We start from the raw sequence: 23,134 nt of genomic DNA, 5'->3' as shown, positions 1-23,134 counted from the left end.
ATCAGTCCTTTCTCGGCGACGCGTCGGATGACGCCTCGTCTGTGGGGGGCACGACGAAGCCGAAGCGGGTCAGCTCGTGTCGGAAGTTCGCGTGCAGGGGCACATCATCGATTCCACCATGAGCCCACGGGTGACAGCGTGCGAGGCGGGCGGCCGTGAGGGCCGAGCCTTTGACGAGGCCATGCTGCTGCACCGCTCCGACCGCATAGGCAGAGCAGGAGGGGTAGTACTTGCAGACATCGCCATACAGGTGGGAGATCGTCGCGCGATAGCCGTGCAGAAGAACGAGGCCTGCATTGCGCGGCAACAGCGGGATGGAGGCCAGCACACCGGATGCCGTGAGGTGTCCGGTGCCGAGGGAGTACGAGGGAAGGGTGGTCGTACTCACGGGGCGGCCCGTCGTGCCAGGCACCGGGCGACCTCGTCGCGCAGCTGCGTGAAATCGGCGGCCGCGGCGCTCGGAAGCGCGCGGATGACGATGTCCGCCCCCGGGCGGACATCGTCCATCGCCTGTGCACATACGGCCTTCAGACGCCGACGAACGGTATTGCGGACGACAGCGCCGCCCACCTGCTTGCTCACGATGAAGCCGAAGCGTGGCGGGCGGTTCTCCGTCGACGTCGTGACATACGTCACGGTGTGCGGCGCGGCACAGCGGACACCCCTGCGGACGACGGTCTTGTACTCCGCCCCGCGGGTGATGCGGTTCCCGCGCGCCAGCACTTTTGTCGGATCAGGCGGACAGCTCGGTGCGACCCTTGGCGCGGCGCGCCGACAGGATCGAACGACCGGCACGCGTGCGCATGCGGGCGCGGAAGCCGTGCTTCTTGGCGCGGCGGCGGTTGTTGGGCTGGAACGTGCGCTTGCTCATGAGGATCACTCCGGATCGGCGGTCACCCGAACGCTCTAGACCGGGGACACGGGGTACAGGGACTGTCCAAGAGCGTCCGAGGGCGCCCCAGGGCATAAGTCAACCGACTAAGGCTACGTCGAGAACCACAAGAACTCAAACCGAAGGACCCGGATGGATCATTATCCACCGACTGTGGATAGCGTGTGGTGAAGACACGCGGGCCGGATCTACAGTGGATTTTGCTCTTCGCGGGGTCGCTGACTACCGTGACTGCGATAGTTATCCACAGGTTCGATCATCGTCGATGTCGCCCTGTCCCGCACCGATCGCACCCCCGGAGGGGACATGTCACAGCACGAGATTCCAGATGTCCCTGTCTGGGCCGCCGTGCTGGAAGAGCTCTCCGGAGACGAGCGCGTCACTCCACAGCTGCAGGGCTTCATCAATCTCGCCGTCGCCCAGGGCGTCATGAGCGGCACCCTCTATCTGGACGTTCCCAACGACCTCACCGCGGCTCAGCTCAACAAGCGTCTGCGCGCTCCCATCATGGAGGCTCTGGCTCGCGTGGACGCGGAGCCGGCGGCATCCTCGTTCCGCGTGGTGGTCAACCCCGAGCTCGCCGATGCACACCTCACGGTGCCGGTGCCTGTTCAGTCCGTCTCCGCGCCGGTGCCCATCGCCCGACCCGCTGCCGAAGACTATGCCGAGACGGCGGCCTCGCCCTCGCGCAATGACACACGTCTGAATCCGAAGTACAGCTTCGACAACTTCGTCATCGGTCAGTCCAACCGCTTCGCGCACGCGGCGGCCGTTGCCGTCGCGGAAGCGCCGGCGAAGGCGTACAACCCGCTCTTCATCTACGGCGACTCCGGGCTGGGAAAGACCCACCTTCTGCACGCGATCGGCGACTACGCCCTCAGCCTCTACACCGGCATCCGTGTGCGATACGTCTCCAGCGAAGAGTTCACCAACGACTTCATCAACTCGATCGCCAACAACCGCGGCTCCGCCTTCCAGGCGCGCTACCGCGACGTCGACATCCTCCTGATCGACGACATCCAGTTCCTCCAGGGAAAGGCCGAGACCCAGGAGGCCTTCTTCCACACCTTCAACACGCTCCACGACCACGACAAGCAGGTCGTCATCACAAGCGATGTGCCGCCGCGCCACCTCACCGGCTTCGAAGACCGCATGCGCAGCCGCTTCGAGTGGGGCCTCATCACCGACGTGCAGGCGCCCGACCTCGAGACCCGCATCGCCATCCTGCGCAAGAAGGCGCAGTCCGAACGCCTTCTGGTGCCCGACGAGGTCCTCGAATACATCGCCACGAAGGTCTCGAGCAACATCCGTGAGCTGGAAGGCGCGCTGATCCGGGTGTCTGCGTTCGCGAGCCTGAACCGCTCGACGCTCGATATCTCACTCGCCCAGACCGTCTTGCGCGACATCGTCGACACCGACGACGCCAACGTCATCTCGCCCACCGACATCATCACGGCGACAGCGCAGTACTTCCGGCTGTCGGTGGACGATCTGTACGGTTCCAGTCGATCGCAGTCGATCGCGACGGCACGACAGATCGCCATGTATCTGTGCCGCGAACGCACGAGCCTCTCGCTCCCCAAGATCGGCCAGCTCTTCGGCAATCGCGATCACACCACCGTGATGTACGCGTACAAGAAGATCAGCGAGTTGATGAAGGAGCGACGCTCCATCTACAACCAGGTGTCGGAGATCACGACGCAGCTCGGCCGCGTCGGCCGCTGAGCGCTCGCTGCGCTGTCCTCCGAGAAGACCCCCGGTGTCGTCACCGGGGGTCTTCTCGCGCAGATCGTCCTTGACAGGCGCACACAAGCGGCGCCAATATACGCGTTCTGCACAATGTGGACAGGCTGTGGATAACTCGGCATCTCGGTGGACTCTTGTGAGTCGATGACGCTGTGCTGTGGATGACGTGAGGGCGATAACAGCGACGGAGCTCACGCCTCTCACCGACTCTCCGCAGCCCGCCCACAAGTTACACGCGTGTGGTTTCCCTGTCGCGACTGGGATCGGTCGAGTTCTCCACAGTTTCCACAGCCGTTAACACCATGACAAAGAACTTCATCTAGGAATCCGATCCGATCACCTCGTCGGTGCCGAGCGTGCGGACGCGGCATGAGGATGCCGGGACAATCCGGTCGGATCGTGGCACTAGCATGGGAGAGCCCTACTCGACGTCAAGGGAGCGCCAGTGAAGTTCCACGTGAATCGCGATGTGTTCAGCGAGGCCGTGTCGTTCGTTGTCAAGCTCCTGCCGCAGCGCAACCCGCAGCCGATCCTGGCTGGTGTGCTGATCGAAGCATCCGAAGACGGCCTGTCGCTCGCGGCTTTCGACTACGAAGCGTCGGCGCGCACGACCATCGAGGCGACGGTCGATGAGCCCGGCACGATCCTCGTGCACGGACGGCTGCTGTCGGAGATCGCGAGCCGTCTGCCCAACGCGCCGATCCAGATCGAGGTCGGGGAAGACGACGGCATCGTGCTCACGTGCGGATCCGCACGATTCACGCTCGCGTCGATGCCCGTGCAGGAATACCCGGCGATTCCCGAGGTCTCCGGTGAGTCGGGACTCGTCCCCGCGGAGGACTTCGCCACCGCGATCGCCCAGGTGGCCTTCGCCGCGTCCCGTGACGACGTCACCCCGGTGCTCACCGGTGTCCAGCTCGAGGTGGCCGGCAACGAGCTCAGCCTCGTGGCGACCGACCGCTATCGCGTCGCACTGCGCGACGTGAAGTTCGACGGCGGCGGTGTCGCGAGCGAGGAGTCGACGACAGCACTGGTTCCCGCGCGCACTCTCACCGAAGTCGGAAAGACCTTCGCGCACTCCGGCGACATTCAGATCGCCTTCTCGGGATCTGGAGATCGTGAGATCATCGCTTTCACCGCGGGCAACAAGACCGTGACCTCGCTGCTGATCAAGGGCAACTTCCCGCCGGTGCGCCGCCTGTTCCCCGAGCAGACCGACCACTACGCAGTCGTCAACACCGCTGAGCTGGCCGAAGCCGTGCGCCGCGTCGCCCTCGTCCTGGATCGTTCGGCCCCGCTGCGTTTCACGTTCACCGAAGACGGCGTCTCGATGGACGCCTCGGGCACCGAGCAGGCGCGCGCGACCGAGTCGGTCGATGCGACCCTCACCGGTGAGGACGTGACGCTGGGACTGAACCCGCAGTACCTCCTCGAAGCGCTCGGCGCGGTCAAGAGCGAGTTCGCGCGCATCACCTTCACCTCCAGCGACAACGCCAACAAGCTCAGCCCGGTCCTGATCACCCCGCAGACGTCGGGCACGCCGGAGAGCTTCAAATACCTGCTGCAGCCGAACCTGCTGCTGCGCTGATCGGCATCCGCCGGCTCGAGCGCGGCCGCGAAGCGTCGGCACCGCCGAATAGGCTGGGTCGGTGATCGTGGAGCAGCTCAGCCTCGTCGACTTCCGCAACTATGCGGCCGCCGACGTCTCGCTGGATGCCGGCGCCAACGTCTTCGTCGGCCGCAACGGTCAGGGCAAGACGAACCTCGCCGAAGCGATCGGGTTCTTCGCCACACTGGGATCGCATCGGGTGTCGCAGGATGCTCCCATGGTGCGCGACGGAGCGGACGCGGCGATCGTGCGCATGCGCCTCGCGTACGGCGAGCGGCGAGTGATGCTCGAGGCGCAGGTGAACCGAACGGGCAGCAACAAGGCGCGCGTCAACGGCTCGCCGGTGAAGACGTCGGAGCTTCCGCGATACGCCCAGGTCGTGCTGTTCGCGCCCGAGGATCTTCAGATCGTCCGATCTGACCCGTCTGCGCGGCGTCGCTTCGCCGATCAGCTGCTCATCCAGCGCGCACCGCGCATGGCGGGAGTGCTGTCGGACTACGATCGGGTGCTCAAGCAGCGCACGGCGCTGCTGAAGTCCGCGCGTGCGCGCGGCATCCGCGGGGAGGGCCTGTCCACCCTGGAGGTCTGGGACGACAAGCTCGTCCAGCTCGGCACCGACGTGATCCGCGCGCGACTCGCCCTCGTCGACGACCTGGCCGGCCCCGTCTCGCGAGCGTACACGGCGATCGCCGGCGCCGACCATCGCCCCGAGATGGAATGGATGCTCTCGATCGGCGGAACCGACCCCGACGACGACGGTGTCGAGGCCGTCGACGGTGCGCCATCGTCCCTTCGCGGACTCGGCGCCGAGGACATCCAGCGCATCTTCCGCGAGCAGCTCGTCGTGATGCGGGCATCCGAGCTGGAACGAGGGCTGACGCTGGTGGGCCCGCATCGCGATGACCTGCTGCTGCGCGTGCGCGGTCTGCCGGTCAAGGGCTACGCGTCGCACGGCGAATCGTGGTCGGTCGCACTCGCGCTGCGTCTCGCCTCGGCCGAACTGCTCCGCGCGCAGTCCCAGCTGGGCGATCCGGTGCTGATCCTCGACGACGTGTTCGCCGAACTCGACGCCGACCGCCGTTCGCGCTTGGCAGGCCTCGTCGAGGGCTACGAGCAGGTGGTCGTCACGGCCGCCGTCGAGGAGGATGTGCCCGCTGCGCTGCGCGCGCGGACGGTGCGCGTCGTCGCCGGCACGATCGTGGCCGCCGACGCCGACGCCGACGCCGACGCCGACGGCAACGGTGATGCGGAGGTCGACGATGAGTGACGACGTTCCGGAGACGATCGGCACGTACCTGCGCTTGCGCGGCCTGGAGCCGTCCCCCCGTACCGCGCGTCGCCGCAAGAAGCGCGCGCTCGATGACGACGACAAGCAGCCCTTCGCTCCCGGCCGCGACCCCAAGGGCGTCGCGGACGTGCTGTCCGATCTCACCCGTCAGTCCGGATGGGACGCGCAGCTGGCACGGGAGGATCTCGTCCTCCAGTGGACGGATGTCGCCGGCGAGGAGACCGCCCGCCACGCGCATCCGGTCGCTCTCGCCGATGGGCTTCTGACCGTGCAGTGCGACTCGACGGCCTGGGCGAAGAACCTCCAGTTGATGCGCGCGGAGATCGTGACGCAGCTGATGAGGCGGTTCCCTGATGCCGGGGTGCAGAATGTCCGATTCGTGGGGCCGGACGTCCCCTCATGGAAATGGGGCCCCAGAGCCGTTCCAGGGCGGGGTCCTCGCGATACCTACGGTTGAAGAGGGTCCGGCGGCATCCGGAACGATTTCAGGGCGCCACAGGGGCCTTCTCCGGACTTTCGGCGGCCGTGTGGGGGTAGAATGAGACGTCTCTGATCGACCATCCAGGAGCGCTCGAAACCTATGACGTCCGATACCCCCGACAGCGTTCCTCAGGAACTTCCTCCGAAGCAGTCACAGAAGGTCGAGAACGAGTACGGGGCCGACGCCATCCAGGTGCTCGAAGGCCTCGAGGCGGTGCGCAAGCGCCCCGGCATGTACATCGGTTCCACCGGTGAGCGCGGCCTCCACCACCTCGTCTACGAGATCGTCGACAACTCCGTCGATGAGGCTCTCGCCGGCTATTGCGACACCATCACGGTCACGATCCTCGAAGACGGCGCGATCCGCGTGGTCGACAACGGCCGCGGCATCCCCGTCGACATCCACAAGGCCGAGGGCAAGTCGACCGTCGAGGTCGTGCTGACGGTGCTGCACGCCGGCGGCAAGTTCGGCGGCGGCGGCTACGCGGTCTCGGGCGGCCTGCACGGTGTGGGCTCCTCCGTCGTCAACGCGCTGTCGACGCGGCTGGATGTCGAGGTGCGCCGGCAGGGACACGTGTGGCGTCAGTCGTTCCGCGACGGCGGTGTGCCGCAGGCGCCGCTGAGCCAGGACGAAGCCACGGAGGAGACCGGCACGACCATCACGTTCTGGCCGGACGACGGGATCTTCGAGACGATCGACTTCGATTACGACACCCTGCGCACACGCTTCCAGCAGACCGCGTTCCTGAACAAGGGGCTGCGCATCACGCTGAGCGATCTGCGACCCTCCTCGGCGTACGTCGTCGACGGCGAAGACGGGCAGGCCGTCGAGAAGCAGCCGTTCGACGACTTCCACTACGAGCGCGGCCTCGTCGACTATGTCGAGTACCTCAATAAGATTCGCAAGGCCGAGGTCGTCAACGACGAGATCATCGAGGTCGAGTCCGAAGACACCGAACGCCACATCTCGCTCGAGCTCGCGATGCAGTGGACGACGAGCTACACCGAGAACGTCTTCACCTTCGCGAACACGATCAACACGCACGAGGGCGGCACCCACGAAGAGGGCTTCCGCGCCGCGATGACGACGTACATCAACAAGTACGCGCGGGAGAAGGGCCTGCTCAAGGAGAAGGACGACAACCTCACGGGTGAAGACATCCGTGAAGGGCTCACCGCGGTCATCTCCGTGAAGCTGTCCGAGCCGCAGTTCGAGGGGCAGACCAAGACGAAGCTCGGCAACACCGAGGCGAAAGCGTTCGTGCAGAAGGTCGTCGGCGATCAGCTGACCGACTGGCTCGACCGCAACCCCGCCCAGGCCAAGCGCGTCATCATGAAGGCGATCGATGCCGCGACCGCGCGACTGGCCGCCCGCAAGGCGCGCGAGACCGCGCGACGCAAGAGCGTTTTCGAGTCGGCCTCCATGCCCGACAAGCTCAAGGACTGCACGAGCAAGGACCCGTCGATCAGCGAGATCTTCCTCGTCGAGGGCGACTCGGCCGGCGGTTCGGCTGTCCGCGGGCGCGACCCCGAGACGCAGGCGATCCTGTCGCTGCGCGGCAAGGTGCTCAACGTCGAGAAGGCGCGGCTGGACCGCGCCCTCGGCAACAACGAGATCCAGGCGATCATCTCCGCGTTCGGCTGCGGGATCGGCGAGGACTTCGACGTCGCGAAGGCCCGCTATCACAAGATCGTGCTGATGGCCGATGCCGACGTCGACGGGCAGCACATCACGACGCTGCTGCTGACGCTGCTGTTCCGTTACATGCGCGGACTCATCGAGGCTGGCTTCGTCTATCTCGCCATGCCGCCGCTGTTCCGGCTGAAGTGGTCCAACGCCGAGCACGAGTACGTGTTCAGCGATCGGGAGCGCGATGCGCTCCTGGCTGACGGTCTGGCCAACGGAAAGCGGATGCCGAAGGACTCCGGCATCCAGCGCTATAAGGGTCTCGGCGAGATGAACCCGAAGGAGCTGTGGGAGACGACCATGGATCACAGCACCCGCACCCTACGGCAGGTGACGATCGACGACGCGGCCGCCGCGGATGAGATCTTCTCGGTGCTGATGGGTGAGGACGTGGAGTCGCGCCGGAGCTTCATCCAGCGCAACGCCAAGGACGTCCGCTTCCTCGACATCTGATCCATTCCATTCACCTGCAGCGGTAGCACGGCATCCCCGTGAGAACGAGAAGACATGACTGACGAAGAACGCCCCGACCCGACCGCCGGCCACAACCACGGCAACATCGACCAGGTCGATCTCCAGGTCGAGATGCAGCGCAGCTACCTCGACTACGCGATGAGCGTCATCGTCGGCCGCGCGCTGCCGCGCGTCGAAGACGGTCTGAAGCCGGTGCACCGCCGCGTCATCTATGGGATGTACGACGGCGGGTACCGTCCCGACAAGAGCTTCAACAAGTGCGCCCGCGTCGTCGGCGAGGTCATGGGCCAGTACCACCCGCACGGTGACAGTGCGATCTACGACGCACTCGTGCGCTTGGTGCAGCCGTGGTCGCTGCGCTATCCGCTCGCCGACGGACAGGGCAACTTCGGATCTCCCGGCAACCAGGGCGCCGCCGCCCCTCGGTACACCGAGACGAAGATGGCCGCGCTGGCGATGGAGATGGTCCGCGACATCGACGAGGACACCGTCGACTTCGAGGACAACTACGACGGCAAGACCCAGGAGCCCGTCGTCCTGCCCTCGCGCTTCCCGAACCTGCTGGTCAACGGCTCGGTCGGCATCGCGGTCGGCATGGCTACCAACATCCCGCCTCACAACCTGCGGGAGGTCGCCGACGGAGCGCTGTGGGCGCTGGAGAACCCGGATGCCACCCGCGAGGAGCTGCTCGAAGCGCTCATGGGCCGCATCCACGGTCCCGACTTCCCGACGGGCGCCCAGATCCTGGGCACGAAGGGCATCCGCGAGGCTCAGCGCACCGGCCGCGGCTCGATCACGATGCGTGCCGTCGTGAACGTCGAGGAGATCCAGGGCCGCACGTGCCTGGTGATCACTGAGCTCCCCTACCAGGTGAACCCCGACAACGTCGCGCTGAAGATCCGCGACCTCGCCCGCGACGGTCGCATCACCGGCATCGCCGACATCCGCGACGAGACGAGCGACCGCACGGGCCAGCGCCTCGTCATCGTCCTGAAGCGGGATGCCGTCGCCAAGGTCGTCCTGAACAACCTGTACAAGCACACGCAGCTGCAGGAGAACTTCGGCGCCAACATGCTGGCGATCGTGGACGGTGTGCCGCGCACCCTGGCCCTCGACGGCTTCATCTCCTACTGGATCGACCATCAGGTCGAGGTCATCGTGCGGCGCACGCGCTTCCGTCTGCGCAAGGCCGAAGAGCGCATGCACATCCTGCGCGCGTACCTCAAGGCGCTCGATGCGCTGGACGAGGTCATCGCACTCATCCGCCACTCGCCCACGGTCGACGAGGCGCGCGAGGGTCTGAAGTCGCTGCTCGCGATCGACGATGTGCAGGCCGATGCGATCCTCGCGATGCAGCTGCGCCGCCTGGCGGCGCTCGAGCGTCAGAAGATCATCGACGAGGCCACCGAGCTGGAGGCGCAGATCGCCGATCTGAACGACATCCTCGTCACGCCGGGTCGTCAGCGCACGATCATCGCCGCAGAGCTCACGGGCATCGTGGACAAGTTCGGCGACGAGCGGCGCACGACGATCCTGCACGGCTTCGATGGCGACATGTCGATGGAAGACCTCATCCCCGAAGAGGAGATGGTCATCACCGTCACCCGCGATGGGTACATCAAGCGCACGCGCAGTGACAACTACCGTTCGCAGCACCGCGGCGGCAAGGGTGTCAAGGGCGCCCAGCTGCGGGCGGACGATGTGGTCGAGCATTTCTTCGTGACGACCACGCACCACTGGCTGCTGTTCTTCACCACGAAGGGTCGCGTCTACCGGTCCAAGGCGTACGAGGTGCCCGAGGCCGGCCGCGATGCGAAGGGTCAGCACGTCGCGAACCTGCTGGCGCTGCAGCCGGGTGAGGAGATCGCGCAGATCCTGGACATCCGCGACTACAAGGTCGCGCAGTACCTGGTGCTGGCCACCCGCGACGGCAAGATCAAGAAGACCTTCCTCAGCGAGTACGACACCAACCGTCAGGGCGGGATCATCGCGATCCGCCTGCGCGGGCAGGACGAGGAGGACGGCGACGAGGTCGTCAGCGCGCTGCTCGTGGACGACACCGACGACATCCTCCTCATCTCGCGCCAGGGCATGTCGCTGCGGTTCACCGCGACCGACGAGTCGCTGCGCCCCATGGGACGCTCGACCGAGGGTGTGAAGGGGATGTCGTTCCGTGAGGGCGATACGCTCCTGTCGGCATCCGTCGCGAAGGATGACGCGTACGTCTTCGTCGTGACCGAGGGCGGTTACGCCAAGCGCACGGCCGTCGACCAGTACCGCCTCCAGGGGCGTGGCGGACTGGGCATCAAAGTCGCGAAGTTGAACGAGGATCGCGGCGATCTCGCGGGCGGTCTGATCGTCGGTGAGGACGACGAGGTCCTGGTGGTTCTTGCCAGCGGCAAGGTGGTACGCTCTGCCGTGGCCGAGGTGCCTGCGAAGGGTCGCGACACCATGGGAGTGGTCTTCGCCCGTCCCGACGACGACGATCGCATCCTCGCGATTGCAAGGAACTCGGAGCGAGCGCTCCGAGCGGAGCAGGACCCGGCCGAGACCACCGAAGCCGAAGACTCCCCCGCTTCGCGCCCCGAAGGAAGTGACACCGACGCATGAGCACGGTAGCCGACAAGCTCGCCAAGAAGTCATCCAGTAAGACCAGCGCCAAGCAGGTGCGTCTGCGCCTCGTCTACGTGGACTTCTGGTCTGCGGTGAAGCTGTCCTTCCTCGCCGCGGTCGCCATCGCGATCGTCACCGTGGTGGCCAGCTTCCTGATCTACACGGTGCTCAGCACGACGGGACTGATCGGCAAGCTCGATGACCTGTTCAAGGCGTTCGATGACAACTTCACGTTGAGCGATGTGATCAACCTGCCGCAGGTCATGGCGTTCTCCTCGGTGGTCGCCATTTTGAACCTGATCGTGATCACGGTGCTGGGTGCCGTCGTCGCCGGGATCTACAACCTGATGGTCAAGGTGACCGGCGGACTGCTCGTCGGCTTCACGTCCAACTGACCGATTTTTTGTTTGCCCGCTCGTCGGGTAAAGTCTTGGAGGTTGACGGCGGCAACGCCGCCTCCGGACGGGGCTATAGCTCAGGCGGTTAGAGCGCTTCACTGATAATGAAGAGGTCCCAGGTTCAAGTCCTGGTAGCCCCACCAAACACCCGTCCGGGGCCTTAGCTCAGTTGGTAGAGCGCCTGCTTTGCAAGCAGGATGTCAGGAGTTCGAATCTCCTAGGCTCCACAGGACAGAACCCCCAGATCAGCGAGATTCTCTCGGAAGACCTGGGGGTTCTTTCGTTCTCGCACCATGGGCTCGCGGTCCATCCACGTGCCACTACGCGCCGGAGACTGCCTGGCGGGGATCCTGGCCCGCACGCGCCCTGGCCGTGGCGGAGGTCGTCTCCACAGTCACAGACGGCCCTCGGTCCTCGCGACCGACGCCTCGGTCCGGAGCGTCAGCGCCATGGTGGCGAAGCCGATCGCGGCAACGATAGCCGGGAGGTACGTCAGGTATCCCGCCCCGAAGTCCGAGCCCCCCCAGCACACTGCGACAGAGATGCCCCCGATGAGGAACGCCAGGGTGTCGAGGCCGAGTCGTGGCTTCGACGTGGCGACCACGACGCAGAGGGGGACGATTGCGACGATCGTGGCCGCGGCGCTCACCAACGCAGGCGCTTCGAGGCTTCCGGTCAAGGCGAGCGCCGCGTACGCGACGAGGGCCGGGATCAGGAGTGCGGCGACAATGCGGCGAGTTCGTGCGTAGAAGGTCTGCATGGGATTCTCCTTCGAGTCAGACGTCAGGCCCCGTGATTCCATGCGAAGGCGAGCCTCTCGACTCGTGGTCGCCTGTTCCCGCAACGCTCCATTGTGTCCACAGTCTCCCTCATCGCCGCGCGCGTTACCGAGGTCTCGTCCGCGAGGATTCAGGATGCCGCGCCGAAGCGGCGCCGCGTCTCGGCATCCGCGACGTAGACGACGAGCTGCAGATCGAGGTGGTCGGAAGGTCGCAGCTGGTGGTGCTCGAACACGAGCCGGCCGAGCTGGGGATGGCGGAACACGCGTTCGCGTGAGACGAAGCCGCCGACGCCGTGCTCGTTCCACCGCGCTCGGAACTCCGTGCTCGCTGCGCTCAGCCGGGAGACGAGATCGCGGTAGCGTCGGTCGCCCAGGCGCGGTCCGGCCTCGGCACGGAACTCGGCGAGGAATCTCCTGCTCGTGTCGTCCCAGTCGTCGAGCAGCGATCGCACCGAGGGGTCGGTGAAGACGAGCCACAGCAGGTTGCGGTCTTCCGACGGGGTCGTGGCCACCCCGGGGTACAGCCGCTCGTACGCGTTGTTCCATCCGGCGATCCCCCAGTCGGGGGCCAGAGCGTAGGCGGGGTGCTCGTCGAGGGCGTCCAGGAAGCGCTGCACGTGCTCGGGAGCGGTCTCCACGGCATCCGCCCGCGCGGCCGGTCGCGGCGCCAATCCCACGAGACTGAGCACGTAGTCGTGCTCGGCGTTGGTGAGGCGAAGCGCCGTCGCGACGGCATCCAAGACCTGCCGCGAGGGATGGATGTCACGTCCCTGCTCGAGCCACGTGTACCAGGTGACGCTCACACCCGACAGGTACGAGACTTCCTCGCGCCGCAGTCCCAGGGCACGACCGCGGCCGGCCGGCGGCAATCCGTAGGCGGTGCGGTCGAGGCGCTCGCGCTGTCTACGCAGAAACGATCCGAGTTCCTGCCGCTGCTGACGGCCGTCGTCGCGGGCGTTGTCGTCAGTCACTCCACAAACCTAGTACTGCCACTACTAGGAGCAACGCAGACTTCCGGAGGTGCGCCCCGGCATCCAGAGTGGAATCATGCCCACCCCTCTGCGTTCCCGCACCGTCACGCACGGCCGCAACGCCGCCGGTGCCCGTGCCCTGTTCCGCGCCGCCGGCGTCAATGCGGCCGACTTCGGCAAGCCGATGATCGCCGTCGCCAACAGCTTCACCGAGTTCGTGCCCGGCCACACGCACCTGCAGCCGGTGGGTCGCATCGTCTCGGACGCCATCTCCGCCGCCGGCGGCATCCCGCGCGAGTTCAACACGATCGCCGTCGACGACGGCATCGCCATGGGCCACGGCGGCATGCTGTACTCGCTGCCCTCACGCGACCTGATCGCCGACTCCGTCGAATACATGGTCAACGCGCACCAGGCCGACGCGCTGGTGTGCATCTCCAACTGCGACAAGATCACCCCCGGCATGCTCATGGCGGCCCTGCGCCTGAACATCCCGACCGTCTTCGTCTCGGGCGGCCCGATGGAGTCGGGTCGGGCGACTCTCGTCGACGGCACGGTGCGCACCCTCGATCTCGTCGACGCGATCTCAGAGGCGGCGAACGACACGGTCTCGGATGCCGACATCCAGCGCATCGAGGAGAACGCATGCCCCACCTGCGGGTCATGCTCGGGCATGTTCACGGCCAACTCGATGAACTGCCTCGTCGAGGCGCTCGGCCTCGCCCTCCCCGGCAACGGGTCGGTGCTCGCGACGCACACGGCCCGTCGCGCCCTCTACGAGAAGGCCGGCGAGGTCGCGGTGCAGATCACGCGCGCGTTCTACGACGAGGACGACGCCTCGGTGCTCCCGCGCGCCGTCGCCAGCCCGGCCGCCTTCGCCAACGCGATGGCCCTCGACATCGCCATGGGCGGATCGACCAACACGATCCTCCACCTGCTGGCCGCGGCTCACGAGGCCGGCATCGACTTCGGCCTCGATGAGATCGACGCCATCTCGCGTCGCGTGCCCTGCCTTGCGAAGATCGCGCCCAACCCGGCCTACGGCCGCATGTACTACATGGAGGACGTCCACCGCGCCGGCGGCATCCCCACGATCCTCGGCGAGCTGCACCGCGCGGGACTGCTCAACTCCGACGTGTCGTCGATCCACTCGCCCTCGCTCGAGGCGTGGCTTGCCGAGTGGGACGTGCGCGGCGGTACGGCGTCTGAGACCGCCCACGACCTGTGGCATGCGGCGCCCGGCGGGGTGCGCTCCTCGAGTGCGTTCTCACAGTCCGAGCGCTGGGCGAGCCTGGATGAGGATGCCGAGAACGGCTGTATCCGCTCCGCCGCACACGCCTATTCCGCCGACGGCGGTCTCGCGGTGCTGCGGGGCAACCTCGCCGTCGACGGCGCCGTCGTCAAGACCGCCGGCGTCGACCCGTCGATCCTCGTCTTCTCGGGCCCCGCCGTCGTGTGCGAGTCGCAGGAGGAGGCGGTGGCGAAGATCCTCGGCAAGAAGGTGCAGCCCGGCGATGTCGTCGTCATCCGGTACGAGGGGCCGAAGGGCGGACCCGGCATGCAGGAGATGCTGCACCCCACCTCGTTCCTCAAGGGGCGAGGCCTGGGCAAGGTCTGCGCGCTGGTCACCGATGGCCGCTTCTCGGGCGGCACGTCGGGCCTGTCGATCGGTCACGTGTCGCCGGAGGCGGCGAGCGGCGGCATCATCGCCCTCGTCGAGGACGGCGACATCGTCGACATCGACATCCCCTCACGCTCGATGAGCCTGCGGGTCGACGATGACGAGTTGGAGCACCGCCGCGCCCGGCTGCTCGACGCGGGCGGCTACGCACCGAAGGATCGGCAGCGTCCCGTGTCGCTGGCGCTGCGGGCCTACGCGGCGATGGCGACCTCGGCCGATCGTGGAGCGGTCCGCGATGTCGAATCCGTCGAACGCGCGCTGCGCGAACGCGAGCTGCGCACCGCCGCCGTCTGAGCCTCGGACGCGACGTTCAGTATTCAGTCTCCGCCATCCAGCCGCCGCAGAGCTCGCCCGTCATTCCGGTATGCCCGGCCGGTGCTCATCGCACCGGGACTGAGTACGGAACCGAGGGAAGAGGACTCCCGTGCGACGTAGCCGCGACCGCTAGGCTCACCGCATGGACTTGCGGGTCGCCGCCTACGCCGTCGTCGTCGACGAGTCCGACCGCGTGCTGCTCGCTCACTGGCACCAGGGGCGCCGCGGAGCGTGGACGATGCCCGGAGGCGGCTTGGAAGACGGCGAGGATCCGGTGGATGCCGCGCGCCGCGAGGTCTGGGAGGAGACGGGGTTCCGCGTGCGTATCGGGGCGCTTCTCGGCATCCACTCTCGTGTGATCCCCGCGAACCGCCGCATCTTCGCGGACGACCCCGAACCGCTGCACACGCTGCGCATCGTGTACCGGGCGGAGGTGACCGGCGGGCAGCTGCGTTACGAGCGGAACGGATCGACCGATCGTGCGGAGTGGTTCGCCCTCACCGCGCTCCCGGCGCAACGGGTGAAGCTCGTCGACATCGCACTCGAGATGGCCGGCCTGCCCGTCGCCAGGGCGAGCTGACCCGGCTGAGCGCCGCGCTCAGCCAGCCGACGCCGGTTGGGAGATGTCGGCGACCGTCGCGTCGTACGCACGGATGAGGTCGTCGGCGTCGACGAACAGGCTGTAGCCGTGTGCCCCGGCACCCATCGCGATACGCCGCCCCACGATCGACGCGTCCGCGTACACCGGCCAGTCGTTGGCACTGCCGATCGGCACGATCGTCCCGCGCTCGTAGCCGGTCGCGGCCAGAGCGAGCTCCGGCTCGGGGAGCCTCAGCTTGTTCACCCCGACGAGGGCCCGCAACTTCGGCCAGGAGATCGCGAGATCGCCGGGGATCAGCGCGAACAGGTACGTGTCGTCCGACTTCTTGACCACGACGGTCTTGACGATGTCGGCAGGCTGCAGGCCGAGCAGGCTCGCCGCCTCCGCAAGGCTGGATGCCGCGGGCCGCTCACGCAACTCGATGTCGAGACCGCGCGCCGCGGCGGCGGTGCGCACGCGTTCGAGCGGATCGGTCATGGCGTTTCGACTCGCTGCGCTCGCTCAACGACCGGGGGCTGCGGGAGCTCAACGACCGGGGGCTGCGCTCGCTCAACGACCGGAGGCTGCGGGAGCTCGACGACCGGGGGCTGATCAGGCATCCGGTGCGCGCAGCGGGTCGTCCGCCACCCACAGCTCGTCGTCGGCGCGCAGCGTCTGCCAGGCGGCGTAGACCACTCCGGCCGCTGCGGCGATGCCGAGGAGGATCGCGATGACGCCACCGGCGCCCAGGCTCTTCTTCGGAGCGGGGACGCTCAGCTGCTTCGTCGCCTTCTTGCCGTACTTGTCGGCCTTCTTCTGGATGGCGGCGAGGTCGATCGAGCCGAAGCCACGACCCGCGGCCAGATCATGACGCTTCTCGGTCGCGGCATCCCACACCGACAGCGCCGAACCGATCAGCGCACCCGCCGTCGGCACGACCTTGTCGTTGTAGACCTTCTTGGAGGTCGCGACGCCCTGCTCGACATACGGCGCCGCGTACTTCTCGTACGTGTGCTGCACGGTCGGCACGACCTGCTCGCGGTTGTAGTTGCCGAGCTGACGACCGGCCTCGCGGGCGACCTCGCCCGCCTGTCCGATCAGGACCTGCTGCGACTCCCACAGCGTGTTCGCCTGGTGCTGGAGCTTGCGGAGTTCCTTCTTGCGCTTGCGGCTGAGGCTCACGGTGCCCTCCCTGGGTTCCGGCTGGGTTTCATCCCATCTTGCCAGACCTGCCGGGCCTCGCGAGGGGTTGACAGGTGAGAGAATGCTAGGCATGCCGATCCACACCGCCGTCGCGACCATCCACACCAACCACGGCGACATCGTCGTCAACCTCTTCGGAGACCACGCACCGCGCACGGTGCAGAACTTCACCGGTCTCGCCGACGGCTCGCAGGCCTGGACGCACCCGGCGACCGGCAAGCCGGGCGAAGGCCCGCTCTACAAGGACGTCATCTTCCACCGCATCATCCCGAACTTCATGATCCAGGGCGGCGACCCGCTCGGTCAGGGTGTCGGGGGCCCGGGTTACAACTTCAACGACGAGATCCACCCCGAGCTCACGTTCGGTGCCCCCTACCTGCTGGCGATGGCCAACGCGGGCCTGCGCCGCAACGCCATCACGGGCAAGGCCGAGGGCACCAACGGCTCGCAGTTCTTCATCACGACCGATCCGACGCCGTGGCTCAACGGCAAGCACACGATCTTCGGCGAGGTCGCCGACGATGCTTCGCGTGCCGTCGTCGACGCGATCTCGGCCGTTCCGACCGCCGCGGGCGACCGCCCGATCGAGCCCGTGGTGATCAGCTCGATCGACGTCGTCCCCGCCTGAGCAGAGCGGAACCGGCCCGCGTGACCGACTCCGACATCCGCACCAATCCGGACAACTTCTGCTACCGGCATCCGGATCGGCAGAGCTTCGTGCTCTGTCAGCGGTGTCTGCGCACGATCTGCGGAGAGTGCCAGACACCGCTTCCGGTGGGAGTCATCTGCCCGGAGTGCCTCGCCGAACAGCGCAAGGCGGCGTCGGCGAACGTCACGCGGATGCCGCGGCGCCGCGTGGCCGGACTCGACGGAAAGCCCGTCGTCACCTACACGCTGGTCATCGTCACCAGCGTGTTCTACCTGATCGGACTGATCCCCGGCATCGGTCTCTATGTGCAGAACCTGCTCGCCTTCCACGCGCAGCTGGCGTACGTGCAGCCGTGGCGACTGCTGACGGTGACACTCGTTCACGCGAGCATCTTCCACATCGCCTTCAACATGCTCGCGTTGTGGGCGCTCGGACGCAGTCTCGAGCCGCTGCTCGGAAGGTGGCGCTTCCTCGCGCTCTACCTGCTGAGCGCTCTCGGGGGCTCGGTCCTGACGGCGCTGCTCGCCCCGAACACGTGGGTCGTCGGCGCTTCCGGTGCGGTCTGGGGATTGCTCGGCGCGATGTTCGTCATCGGCCGTCACCTCGGCGCCAACGTCACGGCGATCGCCGTGCTGCTCGGGATCAACCTGGTGATCACGTTCCTGCCGGGATCGAACATCGCCTGGCAGGCGCACATCGGCGGCGGTCTGGTCGGCGCCTTGATCGGCGTCATCTTCGCGCGCACGCGGAAGATCCGCCAGCGCGCGCTGCAGATCTGGCTGCTGGTCGCCGTGGGCGTCGGCCTGCTGGGTGCGCTGGCCGTTCCGCTCTACCTGTACGCCTAGGTGTACCCGGTCAGGACGTTGGTGCGGTTCGGCTTATCGGTGGGGTTCCGATGGCTGAGTGGATGCGTCGAGTGTTGTATCGCTCGATGAACGGCGCAAGTGCCGCGGCCCGGGCAGCGTTGGTTTCGAAGGGTTGCCGGTAGGCCCACTCGGTCTGCAGCGTCCGGTTGAAGCGTTCGACTTTGCCGTTCTGCCAGGGGCAGTGCGGACGGATGAACTTCTGCCGGATGCCTCGTTCAGCACAGACCTGCCGCAGTGAGAATCGGTATGCCCAGGCGTTGTCGGTGATCAGCTGCTCGATGCGGGCGATGCCGTGCTCGGCGAAGTACTCGATCGCGCGTTCCAGGAATCCCGCGCAGGTCGGACCCTTCTCGTCCGGGAGGATCTCGGAGTAGGCGAGCCGGGAATGGTCATCGACGAGGGAGTGGACGTAGTCGAACCCGACCGGCGTGTCCCGGTGCCGGTCGGCGACGGCGCGGCCGAGGGAGCGCCAACCGCCGCCGTCGGGGATGCGGCCGAGCTTCTTCACATCCATGTGGACCAGTTCGCCTGGGCGGTCGCGTTCGTATCGGACCGCGGTCGTCTTCGATGCTCGGATCACCTCGCCGGTCATCGGGTCGAGCCGGGACAGGTGCGGCTGACCGCGACGAGCCAGGACCCGTGACGCGGTCCGCGGCGATACTCCGACCGCTGCCGCGAGCTCGTCACGGCCCCAGCGTTGCTCCCGCCGCAACCGGAGCAGTTCAATCTCGACGCGTTCCGGGGTACGTGACGGCGACGACACCGGTCGAGACGACCGGTCGTTCAATCCGGCGACGCCCTCGGATCGATGTCGAGCGATCCAACGCTGCACGCAGCGACGGGAGACACCCATCGCGGCAGCGATATGCGCATGTTTCCAGCCTGCAGCAGCACGCTCAACGATCAGCAACCGACCCCGCGGAGTCAGCCGAGCATTACGGTGGGGCACGAGAACCTCCGGTTTGTGAAGACGTCAGACATCTCCACTCAGCCGGAGGTTCTCCCCATCCACAAGCCCCAACCAGCCACCAACGTCCTGACCCGGTACACCTAGGCCGTCAGCCGAGAGTTATCCACAGGTTCATCCACAGATGGGGATGAATCACACCCGTGTAATTCACAGGCCATGACACCTGTGGAAAGACCGCGGATGCCGGCGATCAGCGCCAGCGCGTGGTCATGAGGAACCCGATGAAGGCGATTCCGAAGCCGATGACGAGGTTCCACCCGGCGATTCCGGGGATCGGCAGCGCCTGGTTGCTCAGGTAGAACACGATCACCCACAGCAGACCCAGGATCATGAGCCCGAGCATGATGGGCTTGAACCACACCGGGTTGGGTGCAGATTCCCCCTCGCCGTATTCCGCGACCTGCTCGTCGTGCTTTCCTGAACGCGCCATGGCCACGATTCTACCTGGCAGGTCTCCCTCAGCCACGCTGTGCGACAATCACAGCGTGAAGGACCGCACCGGCGACAACGCAGCTGAGGGTATCGGCTCGCTCGAGCACACGTCTCGGCGTGCCCGCCGTCTTGCCGCGCAGTCGGAGGAATCGGGGCCGACCACTCCGGCAGAGCCGAGCACCCAGGAGCCGGAGGGCGCGTCTGCGCCAATGCGCGCGGCGAGGCCGCGACGGCGGGCCTCGTTCCTCGGCGTCCTCGGCGAGCTGCTCATCACGGCGGGCGTCATCGCACTGCTCTACGTCGCGTGGCAGATGTGGATCGGTGACTGGATCATCGGCTCGCAGAAGCACACGGAGGCCAGCGCCCTCTCGCAGAGCTGGCTGCAGCAGGCATCGCAGAGCCCGACGGCATCCGACACCCCCACGCCGTCGCCGAGTGCGAGTTCCTCGCCCGCGGCTGCCGCACCGGTCGTCCCGGTGATGGCGCAGAAGGCCTACGGTCAGCAGTTCGGGGTGATGTTCGTGCCCCGCTTCGGACCGAACTGGCAGTTCACGGTGGCCGCGGGAACGGGTCGCCACGACATCCTCGACGCCGGTGAGATCGGTCACTACACCGACACCGCCATGCCCGGAGCCGTCGGCAACACCGTGTACGCCGCACACCGGTGGACCTCCGGCGCACCGTTCGACCCGATCGACAAGCTCGTGATCGGCGACGCGATCGTCATCCAGACCCCGGACGGCTGGTACACCTACCGCTTCCGCACCCTCGAGTACGTGCAGGCGACGCAGGTGGAGGTCCTGCTGCCCGTTCCGCAGCAGGTGGGCATGGCAGCCAACGGCCGCTATCTCACACTGACCAGCTGCGCCCCGAAGCTCAACATGCTCGAGCGCATCATCGCGTACGCCGTGTTCGAGATCTTCACTCCGACCTCGGCGGGACCGCCCGCCTCGCTCACCCAGGGAGTGTCCGCCTGATGTATGCCGCCCTCTGGCGTGTTCTTCCCGGCCCTGCCTGGGTGCGCATCCTCATTCTGCTGGTTCTGCTCGCCGCCGTGCTCTACGGGCTGTTCTGGTACGTGTTCCCGTGGGTCGGTCAGTTCGTCAATCCGCAGGATGCCACGGTCGGCGGCTGACGGGGGACGAATCCTCGTCGTCGACAACCGCGACAGCTTCGTCCACACGCTCGTCGGCTACCTGCACGAGCTGGGCGCGACGACCGACATGGCCGAAGCGGATGCCGTCGAGGACCCCGTGGCCTTGGTAGCCCCGTATGCGGGAGTGCTGATCTCGCCCGGACCGGGCTCTCCGGAGGAGGCCGGGGCATCGATCGGGATCGTGCATGCGGTCGCGGCCGCGGGCATCCCCCTGCTCGGGGTGTGCCTGGGCCACCAGGTGCTCGGGGCGGCGTTCGGCGCGACGGTCGCCGAGGCCCCGCAGCTGCGCCACGGCACGACATCGCGGGTCTGGCATGACGGCGCGTTCCCCTTCGCCGGACTGCCGTCGCCCTTCTCGGCGACGCGCTACCACTCTCTCGCGGTCGTTCCGCACTCGCTGCCCGCCGAGCTCGAGGTGACCGCGCATACGTCGTCCGGAGTCATCATGGGCCTCGCCCACCGTGAGCTGCCGCTCTGGGGTGTGCAGTTCCATCCCGAGTCGGTGCTCACCGAGGGCGGGCACCAGTTGTTGGGCTCATGGTTGGAGCGCGTCGGGATCGCCGGCGCTGCAGCGCGCGGCCGCGGGCTGCAGCCGCTGCGGGGATCACTTACCGGTGCAGACGCGGAGCTCGACCGTCGAGTGGATCGGCACATCGCCCGGGGGCAGTGACTGTCCGGCGACGATCGGCGTCGAGCCCACGGCGGGACACGACGGGTCCTCGACGACGCTCGCGGTGAGTTTGAGGTCGGCGGACGTGAGGTCCCTGGTCGCCGCATCGACGGTATAGCCGACGAGGTTCACCAGAGCGACCTTGCCGCTGGCGACCGTGAGGTTGACGCGCGTTCCGACCGGGATCTGCGTGCCCACGGTCTGGTCGGCCGAGATGACGATGCCCTGGGCGAGGTCGGGATCGCTGCGTGTCGTCACGGCGCCCAGCTGCAATCCGACGGCCTTCAGAGCGGCTTCTGCGTCTGTCGACGACTTTCCGGTGATGTTGGGCATGGCGCTGGTCTGCTGCCCCGTCGAGACGTAGACCGTGATCGTCTGGCCGGGAGCCACGATGGTGCCCGCGGCGGGATCGGTGCGGATGACGTTGCCCGAGACGATCGCGTTGTCGCTCTGGTCGACGCGCTTCGCCTGCAGATCCTGACCCACCAACTTCTCGCTCGCGCGGTCCCACGACATGTCGACGACGTCCTCGACGACGCGCGAGTTCTGCGGTACCGCGGCGCCGGGACGAATCGTGATGACCCAGATCAGCACCGAGATCAGCACGACGGCGAGCAGCGCCACCCCGGCCCAGATCCACGCGGCCGGGGGTCCTGCCTGCGTCCGTCGCATGGTCGTGTCGGCGGTCAGCTGGCGCAGCGACCGGGCCGTCTCTGCGGCCTGCCGCGGGTTCGCGCCGTAGAGCTCGCTGGCCAGCGCGCCGACCTGCTTCTTCGTCGGGGTGTGACCGTCGACCGTGGCGTCGAGCGCCTGGCGGAACGATGCCGCGTCCTGGTAGCGCTGGAACGGGTCCTTGGCCAGAGCGCGCAGCGCGACGGCGTCGATCGAGCGGGGGATCGCGTCGACCAGTTCGGAGGGGGGAAGAGGCGTCTCGCTGACGTGCTGATAGGCGACCGCAACCGGAGACTCGCCGCGGAAAGGCTGGCGACCGGTGAGCAGCTCGTACAGCACGATGCCGGCCGAGTAGAGGTCGGCGCGCGCATCGACCGGCTCACCCTTCGCCTGCTCCGGCGACAGGTAGGCCGCGGTGCCGATGATGGCTGTGGTCTCGGCGACGGTCGAGGAGGAGTCGGACACGGCGCGGGCGATGCCGAAGTCCATCACCTTCACCTGGCCGCCGGCGGTGATCATGACGTTGCCGGGTTTGATGTCGCGATGGACGACGCCGGCGCGATGCGAATACTCGAGCGCTTCGAGGATGCCGTCGACGTAGCGGATGGCCTCACCGACCGGAACGCCGCCGTCGCTGACGACATCCTTCAGGAGGGTGCCCTCCACGAGTTCCATCACGATGTACGGAACGGGGTGCGTCGACCCGTCGGGGTCGGTCTCGGCATCCTCACCGGCGTCGTAGACGCGGACGATCGCGGGGTGCGACATTCGCGAGGCCGACTGCGCCTCGAGCCGGAATCGGGTGCGGAACGCGCTGTCTTCGGCGAGCTCCCGCTTGAGGATCTTGATGGCCACCTGACGCCCGAGGGTCAGGTCCTGCCCGCGGTACACGGTGGCCATGCCTCCGCGGCCGATGAGTTCATCGACGCGGTACCGCTCGGACAGCACACGCGGATCTGCAGACACTTCTCTCCCCTGGGCTGACTCATAGCCAGCCTAAT

At 67.1% G+C, this 23,134-nt stretch carries 24 protein-coding genes and 2 tRNA genes; 16 read left to right on the top strand and 10 right to left on the bottom strand.

Annotated features, from left to right (window positions below; translation table 11 throughout):
* Position 1: 1 nt before the first annotated feature.
* From yidD to rpmH, 3 genes are read right to left on the bottom strand one after another with little or no spacing between them, the layout of a single operon-like run.
* The gene (yidD, locus tag HMPREF1529_RS04305; protein ID WP_232212049.1) at positions 2-388 is read right to left on the bottom strand and encodes a membrane protein insertion efficiency factor YidD; all 387 of its coding nucleotides are present in this window, start codon (positions 386-388) and stop codon (positions 2-4) included.
* Positions 385-723 (bottom strand): ribonuclease P protein component, encoded by a 339-nt coding sequence (gene rnpA, locus HMPREF1529_RS04300; RefSeq protein WP_016463837.1) that lies wholly within the window; start codon positions 721-723, stop codon positions 385-387. The genes yidD and rnpA overlap by 4 nt, the downstream gene beginning before the upstream one ends.
* Positions 724-733: 10 nt before the next feature.
* Positions 734-871, bottom strand: a complete 138-nt coding sequence (gene rpmH / locus HMPREF1529_RS04295; RefSeq protein ID WP_005054680.1) for a 50S ribosomal protein L34 — start codon at positions 869-871, stop codon at positions 734-736.
* A gap of 327 nt (positions 872-1,198) precedes the next feature.
* Between rpmH and dnaA the strand changes: the two genes are divergently transcribed.
* The 9 genes from dnaA to HMPREF1529_RS04250 all read left to right on the top strand — a co-directional run bounded on the left by dnaA (position 1,199) and on the right by HMPREF1529_RS04250 (position 11,414).
* On the top strand, positions 1,199-2,617 hold the full coding sequence (gene dnaA / locus HMPREF1529_RS04290; protein WP_005054681.1) for a chromosomal replication initiator protein DnaA: 1,419 nt from the start codon (positions 1,199-1,201) through the stop codon (positions 2,615-2,617).
* A 466-nt stretch (positions 2,618-3,083) separates the two neighbouring features.
* On the top strand, positions 3,084-4,226 hold the full coding sequence (gene dnaN, locus HMPREF1529_RS04285; protein ID WP_005054684.1) for a DNA polymerase III subunit beta: 1,143 nt from the start codon (positions 3,084-3,086) through the stop codon (positions 4,224-4,226).
* 61 nt (positions 4,227-4,287) lie between these two features.
* Complete coding sequence (gene recF, locus HMPREF1529_RS04280) at positions 4,288-5,514, top strand: DNA replication/repair protein RecF (protein WP_016463836.1); 1,227 nt, start codon at positions 4,288-4,290, stop codon at positions 5,512-5,514.
* Positions 5,507-5,992, top strand: a complete 486-nt coding sequence (locus HMPREF1529_RS04275) for a DUF721 domain-containing protein (protein ID WP_005054691.1) — start codon at positions 5,507-5,509, stop codon at positions 5,990-5,992. Before recF ends, HMPREF1529_RS04275 begins: the two co-directional genes overlap by 8 nt.
* A 123-nt stretch (positions 5,993-6,115) precedes the next feature.
* Positions 6,116-8,155 (top strand): DNA topoisomerase (ATP-hydrolyzing) subunit B, encoded by a 2,040-nt coding sequence (gene gyrB / locus HMPREF1529_RS04270; RefSeq protein ID WP_005054695.1) that lies wholly within the window; start codon positions 6,116-6,118, stop codon positions 8,153-8,155.
* A 54-nt stretch (positions 8,156-8,209) separates the two neighbouring features.
* On the top strand, positions 8,210-10,786 hold the full coding sequence (gyrA, locus tag HMPREF1529_RS04265; protein ID WP_016463835.1) for a DNA gyrase subunit A: 2,577 nt from the start codon (positions 8,210-8,212) through the stop codon (positions 10,784-10,786).
* The gene (locus HMPREF1529_RS04260) at positions 10,783-11,184 is read left to right on the top strand and encodes a DUF3566 domain-containing protein (RefSeq protein WP_005054699.1); all 402 of its coding nucleotides are present in this window, start codon (positions 10,783-10,785) and stop codon (positions 11,182-11,184) included. The genes gyrA and HMPREF1529_RS04260 overlap by 4 nt, the downstream gene beginning before the upstream one ends.
* Positions 11,185-11,253: 69 nt before the next feature.
* Positions 11,254-11,330 (top strand) — tRNA-Ile (locus HMPREF1529_RS04255).
* A gap of 11 nt (positions 11,331-11,341) precedes the next feature.
* Positions 11,342-11,414 (top strand) — tRNA-Ala (locus tag HMPREF1529_RS04250).
* Between the two features lie 167 nt (positions 11,415-11,581).
* Here HMPREF1529_RS04250 and HMPREF1529_RS04245 read toward each other — a convergent pair.
* Complete coding sequence (locus HMPREF1529_RS04245) at positions 11,582-11,947, bottom strand: hypothetical protein (protein WP_016463834.1); 366 nt, start codon at positions 11,945-11,947, stop codon at positions 11,582-11,584.
* 149 nt (positions 11,948-12,096) lie between these two features.
* Positions 12,097-12,939 (bottom strand): helix-turn-helix transcriptional regulator, encoded by an 843-nt coding sequence (locus HMPREF1529_RS04240; protein WP_016463833.1) that lies wholly within the window; start codon positions 12,937-12,939, stop codon positions 12,097-12,099.
* A gap of 76 nt (positions 12,940-13,015) precedes the next feature.
* Between HMPREF1529_RS04240 and ilvD the strand changes: the two genes are divergently transcribed.
* Entirely contained in the window at positions 13,016-14,914 is a 1,899-nt protein-coding gene (gene ilvD / locus HMPREF1529_RS04235) for a dihydroxy-acid dehydratase (RefSeq protein ID WP_016463832.1), read from the top strand.
* 163 nt (positions 14,915-15,077) lie between these two features.
* A complete protein-coding gene (locus HMPREF1529_RS04230; protein ID WP_016463831.1) occupies positions 15,078-15,515 on the top strand; it encodes an NUDIX hydrolase in 438 nt (145 codons plus the stop codon).
* Between the two features lie 18 nt (positions 15,516-15,533).
* On the opposite strand, the gene HMPREF1529_RS04225 is transcribed toward HMPREF1529_RS04230, so the two are convergent.
* Positions 15,534-16,013, bottom strand: a complete 480-nt coding sequence (locus HMPREF1529_RS04225; RefSeq protein ID WP_016463830.1) for an aminoacyl-tRNA deacylase — start codon at positions 16,011-16,013, stop codon at positions 15,534-15,536.
* Positions 16,014-16,127: 114 nt separating this feature from the next.
* Positions 16,128-16,697, bottom strand: coding sequence for a hypothetical protein (locus HMPREF1529_RS04220; RefSeq protein ID WP_016463829.1), 570 nt, complete (start codon positions 16,695-16,697; stop codon positions 16,128-16,130).
* A 91-nt stretch (positions 16,698-16,788) separates the two neighbouring features.
* Here HMPREF1529_RS04220 and HMPREF1529_RS04215 point away from each other — a divergent pair, with 91 nt between their 5' ends.
* Positions 16,789-17,346 (top strand): peptidylprolyl isomerase, encoded by a 558-nt coding sequence (locus HMPREF1529_RS04215; protein ID WP_036282703.1) that lies wholly within the window; start codon positions 16,789-16,791, stop codon positions 17,344-17,346.
* 20 nt (positions 17,347-17,366) lie between these two features.
* Positions 17,367-18,212 carry a rhomboid family intramembrane serine protease gene (locus HMPREF1529_RS04210; RefSeq protein ID WP_005054717.1) on the top strand — a complete coding sequence of 282 codons (846 nt, stop codon included), beginning with the start codon at positions 17,367-17,369 and terminating at the stop codon, positions 18,210-18,212.
* 10 nt (positions 18,213-18,222) lie between these two features.
* Here the strand turns inward: HMPREF1529_RS04210 and HMPREF1529_RS15515 are convergent, their stop codons facing one another.
* On the bottom strand, positions 18,223-19,182 hold the full coding sequence (locus HMPREF1529_RS15515; RefSeq protein WP_084675221.1) for an IS481 family transposase: 960 nt from the start codon (positions 19,180-19,182) through the stop codon (positions 18,223-18,225).
* Positions 19,183-19,393: 211 nt separating this feature from the next.
* Entirely contained in the window at positions 19,394-19,633 is a 240-nt protein-coding gene (locus HMPREF1529_RS04195; protein ID WP_005054721.1) for a cell division protein CrgA, read from the bottom strand.
* A 55-nt stretch (positions 19,634-19,688) separates the two neighbouring features.
* On the opposite strand from HMPREF1529_RS04195, the gene HMPREF1529_RS04190 reads away from it, so the two are divergent.
* Genes HMPREF1529_RS04190 through HMPREF1529_RS04180 form a run of 3 tightly spaced genes read left to right on the top strand, consistent with a single transcriptional unit; the run spans position 19,689 to position 21,461 of the window.
* A complete protein-coding gene (locus HMPREF1529_RS04190; protein ID WP_198013022.1) occupies positions 19,689-20,612 on the top strand; it encodes a class E sortase in 924 nt (307 codons plus the stop codon).
* Positions 20,612-20,770: a hypothetical protein gene (locus HMPREF1529_RS16055; RefSeq protein ID WP_005054725.1), complete on the top strand. Its 159-nt coding sequence runs from the start codon at positions 20,612-20,614 to the stop codon at positions 20,768-20,770. Before HMPREF1529_RS04190 ends, HMPREF1529_RS16055 begins: the two co-directional genes overlap by 1 nt.
* Positions 20,751-21,461 (top strand): aminodeoxychorismate/anthranilate synthase component II, encoded by a 711-nt coding sequence (locus HMPREF1529_RS04180; RefSeq protein ID WP_016463826.1) that lies wholly within the window; start codon positions 20,751-20,753, stop codon positions 21,459-21,461. The genes HMPREF1529_RS16055 and HMPREF1529_RS04180 overlap by 20 nt, the downstream gene beginning before the upstream one ends.
* Here HMPREF1529_RS04180 and pknB read toward each other — a convergent pair.
* Positions 21,396-23,099, bottom strand: a complete 1,704-nt coding sequence (pknB, locus tag HMPREF1529_RS04175) for a Stk1 family PASTA domain-containing Ser/Thr kinase (RefSeq protein WP_005054728.1) — start codon at positions 23,097-23,099, stop codon at positions 21,396-21,398. The two genes, HMPREF1529_RS04180 and pknB, sit on opposite strands and share 66 nt — an antisense overlap.
* Positions 23,100-23,134: the final 35 nt, after the last annotated feature.

Origin of the sequence: Microbacterium sp. oral taxon 186 str. F0373, from assembly GCF_000411455.1 — a bacterium.
Lineage (GTDB): Bacteria > Actinomycetota > Actinomycetes > Actinomycetales > Microbacteriaceae > Microbacterium.
The sequence above is the reverse complement of the archived record's forward strand: the minus strand, read 5'-3'. Positions and strand labels throughout refer to the sequence as shown.

Excerpts from the sequence above, each read along its gene's own strand:
- HMPREF1529_RS04260 (WP_005054699.1), top strand. The coding sequence starts at position 10,783 with ATGAGCACGGTAGCCGACAAGCTCGCCAAGAAGTCATCCAGTAAGACC.
- HMPREF1529_RS16055 (WP_005054725.1), top strand. The coding sequence starts at position 20,612 with ATGTATGCCGCCCTCTGGCGTGTTCTTCCCGGCCCTGCCTGGGTGCGC.
- HMPREF1529_RS04215 (WP_036282703.1), top strand. The coding sequence starts at position 16,789 with ATGCCGATCCACACCGCCGTCGCGACCATCCACACCAACCACGGCGAC.
- HMPREF1529_RS04195 (WP_005054721.1), bottom strand. The coding sequence starts at position 19,633 with ATGGCGCGTTCAGGAAAGCACGACGAGCAGGTCGCGGAATACGGCGAG.
- gyrA (WP_016463835.1), top strand. The coding sequence starts at position 8,210 with ATGACTGACGAAGAACGCCCCGACCCGACCGCCGGCCACAACCACGGC.
- HMPREF1529_RS04180 (WP_016463826.1), top strand. The coding sequence starts at position 20,751 with ATGCCACGGTCGGCGGCTGACGGGGGACGAATCCTCGTCGTCGACAAC.
- rpmH (WP_005054680.1), bottom strand. The coding sequence starts at position 871 with ATGAGCAAGCGCACGTTCCAGCCCAACAACCGCCGCCGCGCCAAGAAG.
- dnaA (WP_005054681.1), top strand. The coding sequence starts at position 1,199 with ATGTCACAGCACGAGATTCCAGATGTCCCTGTCTGGGCCGCCGTGCTG.
- HMPREF1529_RS04245 (WP_016463834.1), bottom strand. The coding sequence starts at position 11,947 with ATGCAGACCTTCTACGCACGAACTCGCCGCATTGTCGCCGCACTCCTG.
- HMPREF1529_RS04230 (WP_016463831.1), top strand. The coding sequence starts at position 15,078 with ATGGACTTGCGGGTCGCCGCCTACGCCGTCGTCGTCGACGAGTCCGAC.
- HMPREF1529_RS04225 (WP_016463830.1), bottom strand. The coding sequence starts at position 16,013 with ATGACCGATCCGCTCGAACGCGTGCGCACCGCCGCCGCGGCGCGCGGT.
- gyrB (WP_005054695.1), top strand. The coding sequence starts at position 6,116 with ATGACGTCCGATACCCCCGACAGCGTTCCTCAGGAACTTCCTCCGAAG.
- ilvD (WP_016463832.1), top strand. The coding sequence starts at position 13,016 with ATGCCCACCCCTCTGCGTTCCCGCACCGTCACGCACGGCCGCAACGCC.
- HMPREF1529_RS04275 (WP_005054691.1), top strand. The coding sequence starts at position 5,507 with ATGAGTGACGACGTTCCGGAGACGATCGGCACGTACCTGCGCTTGCGC.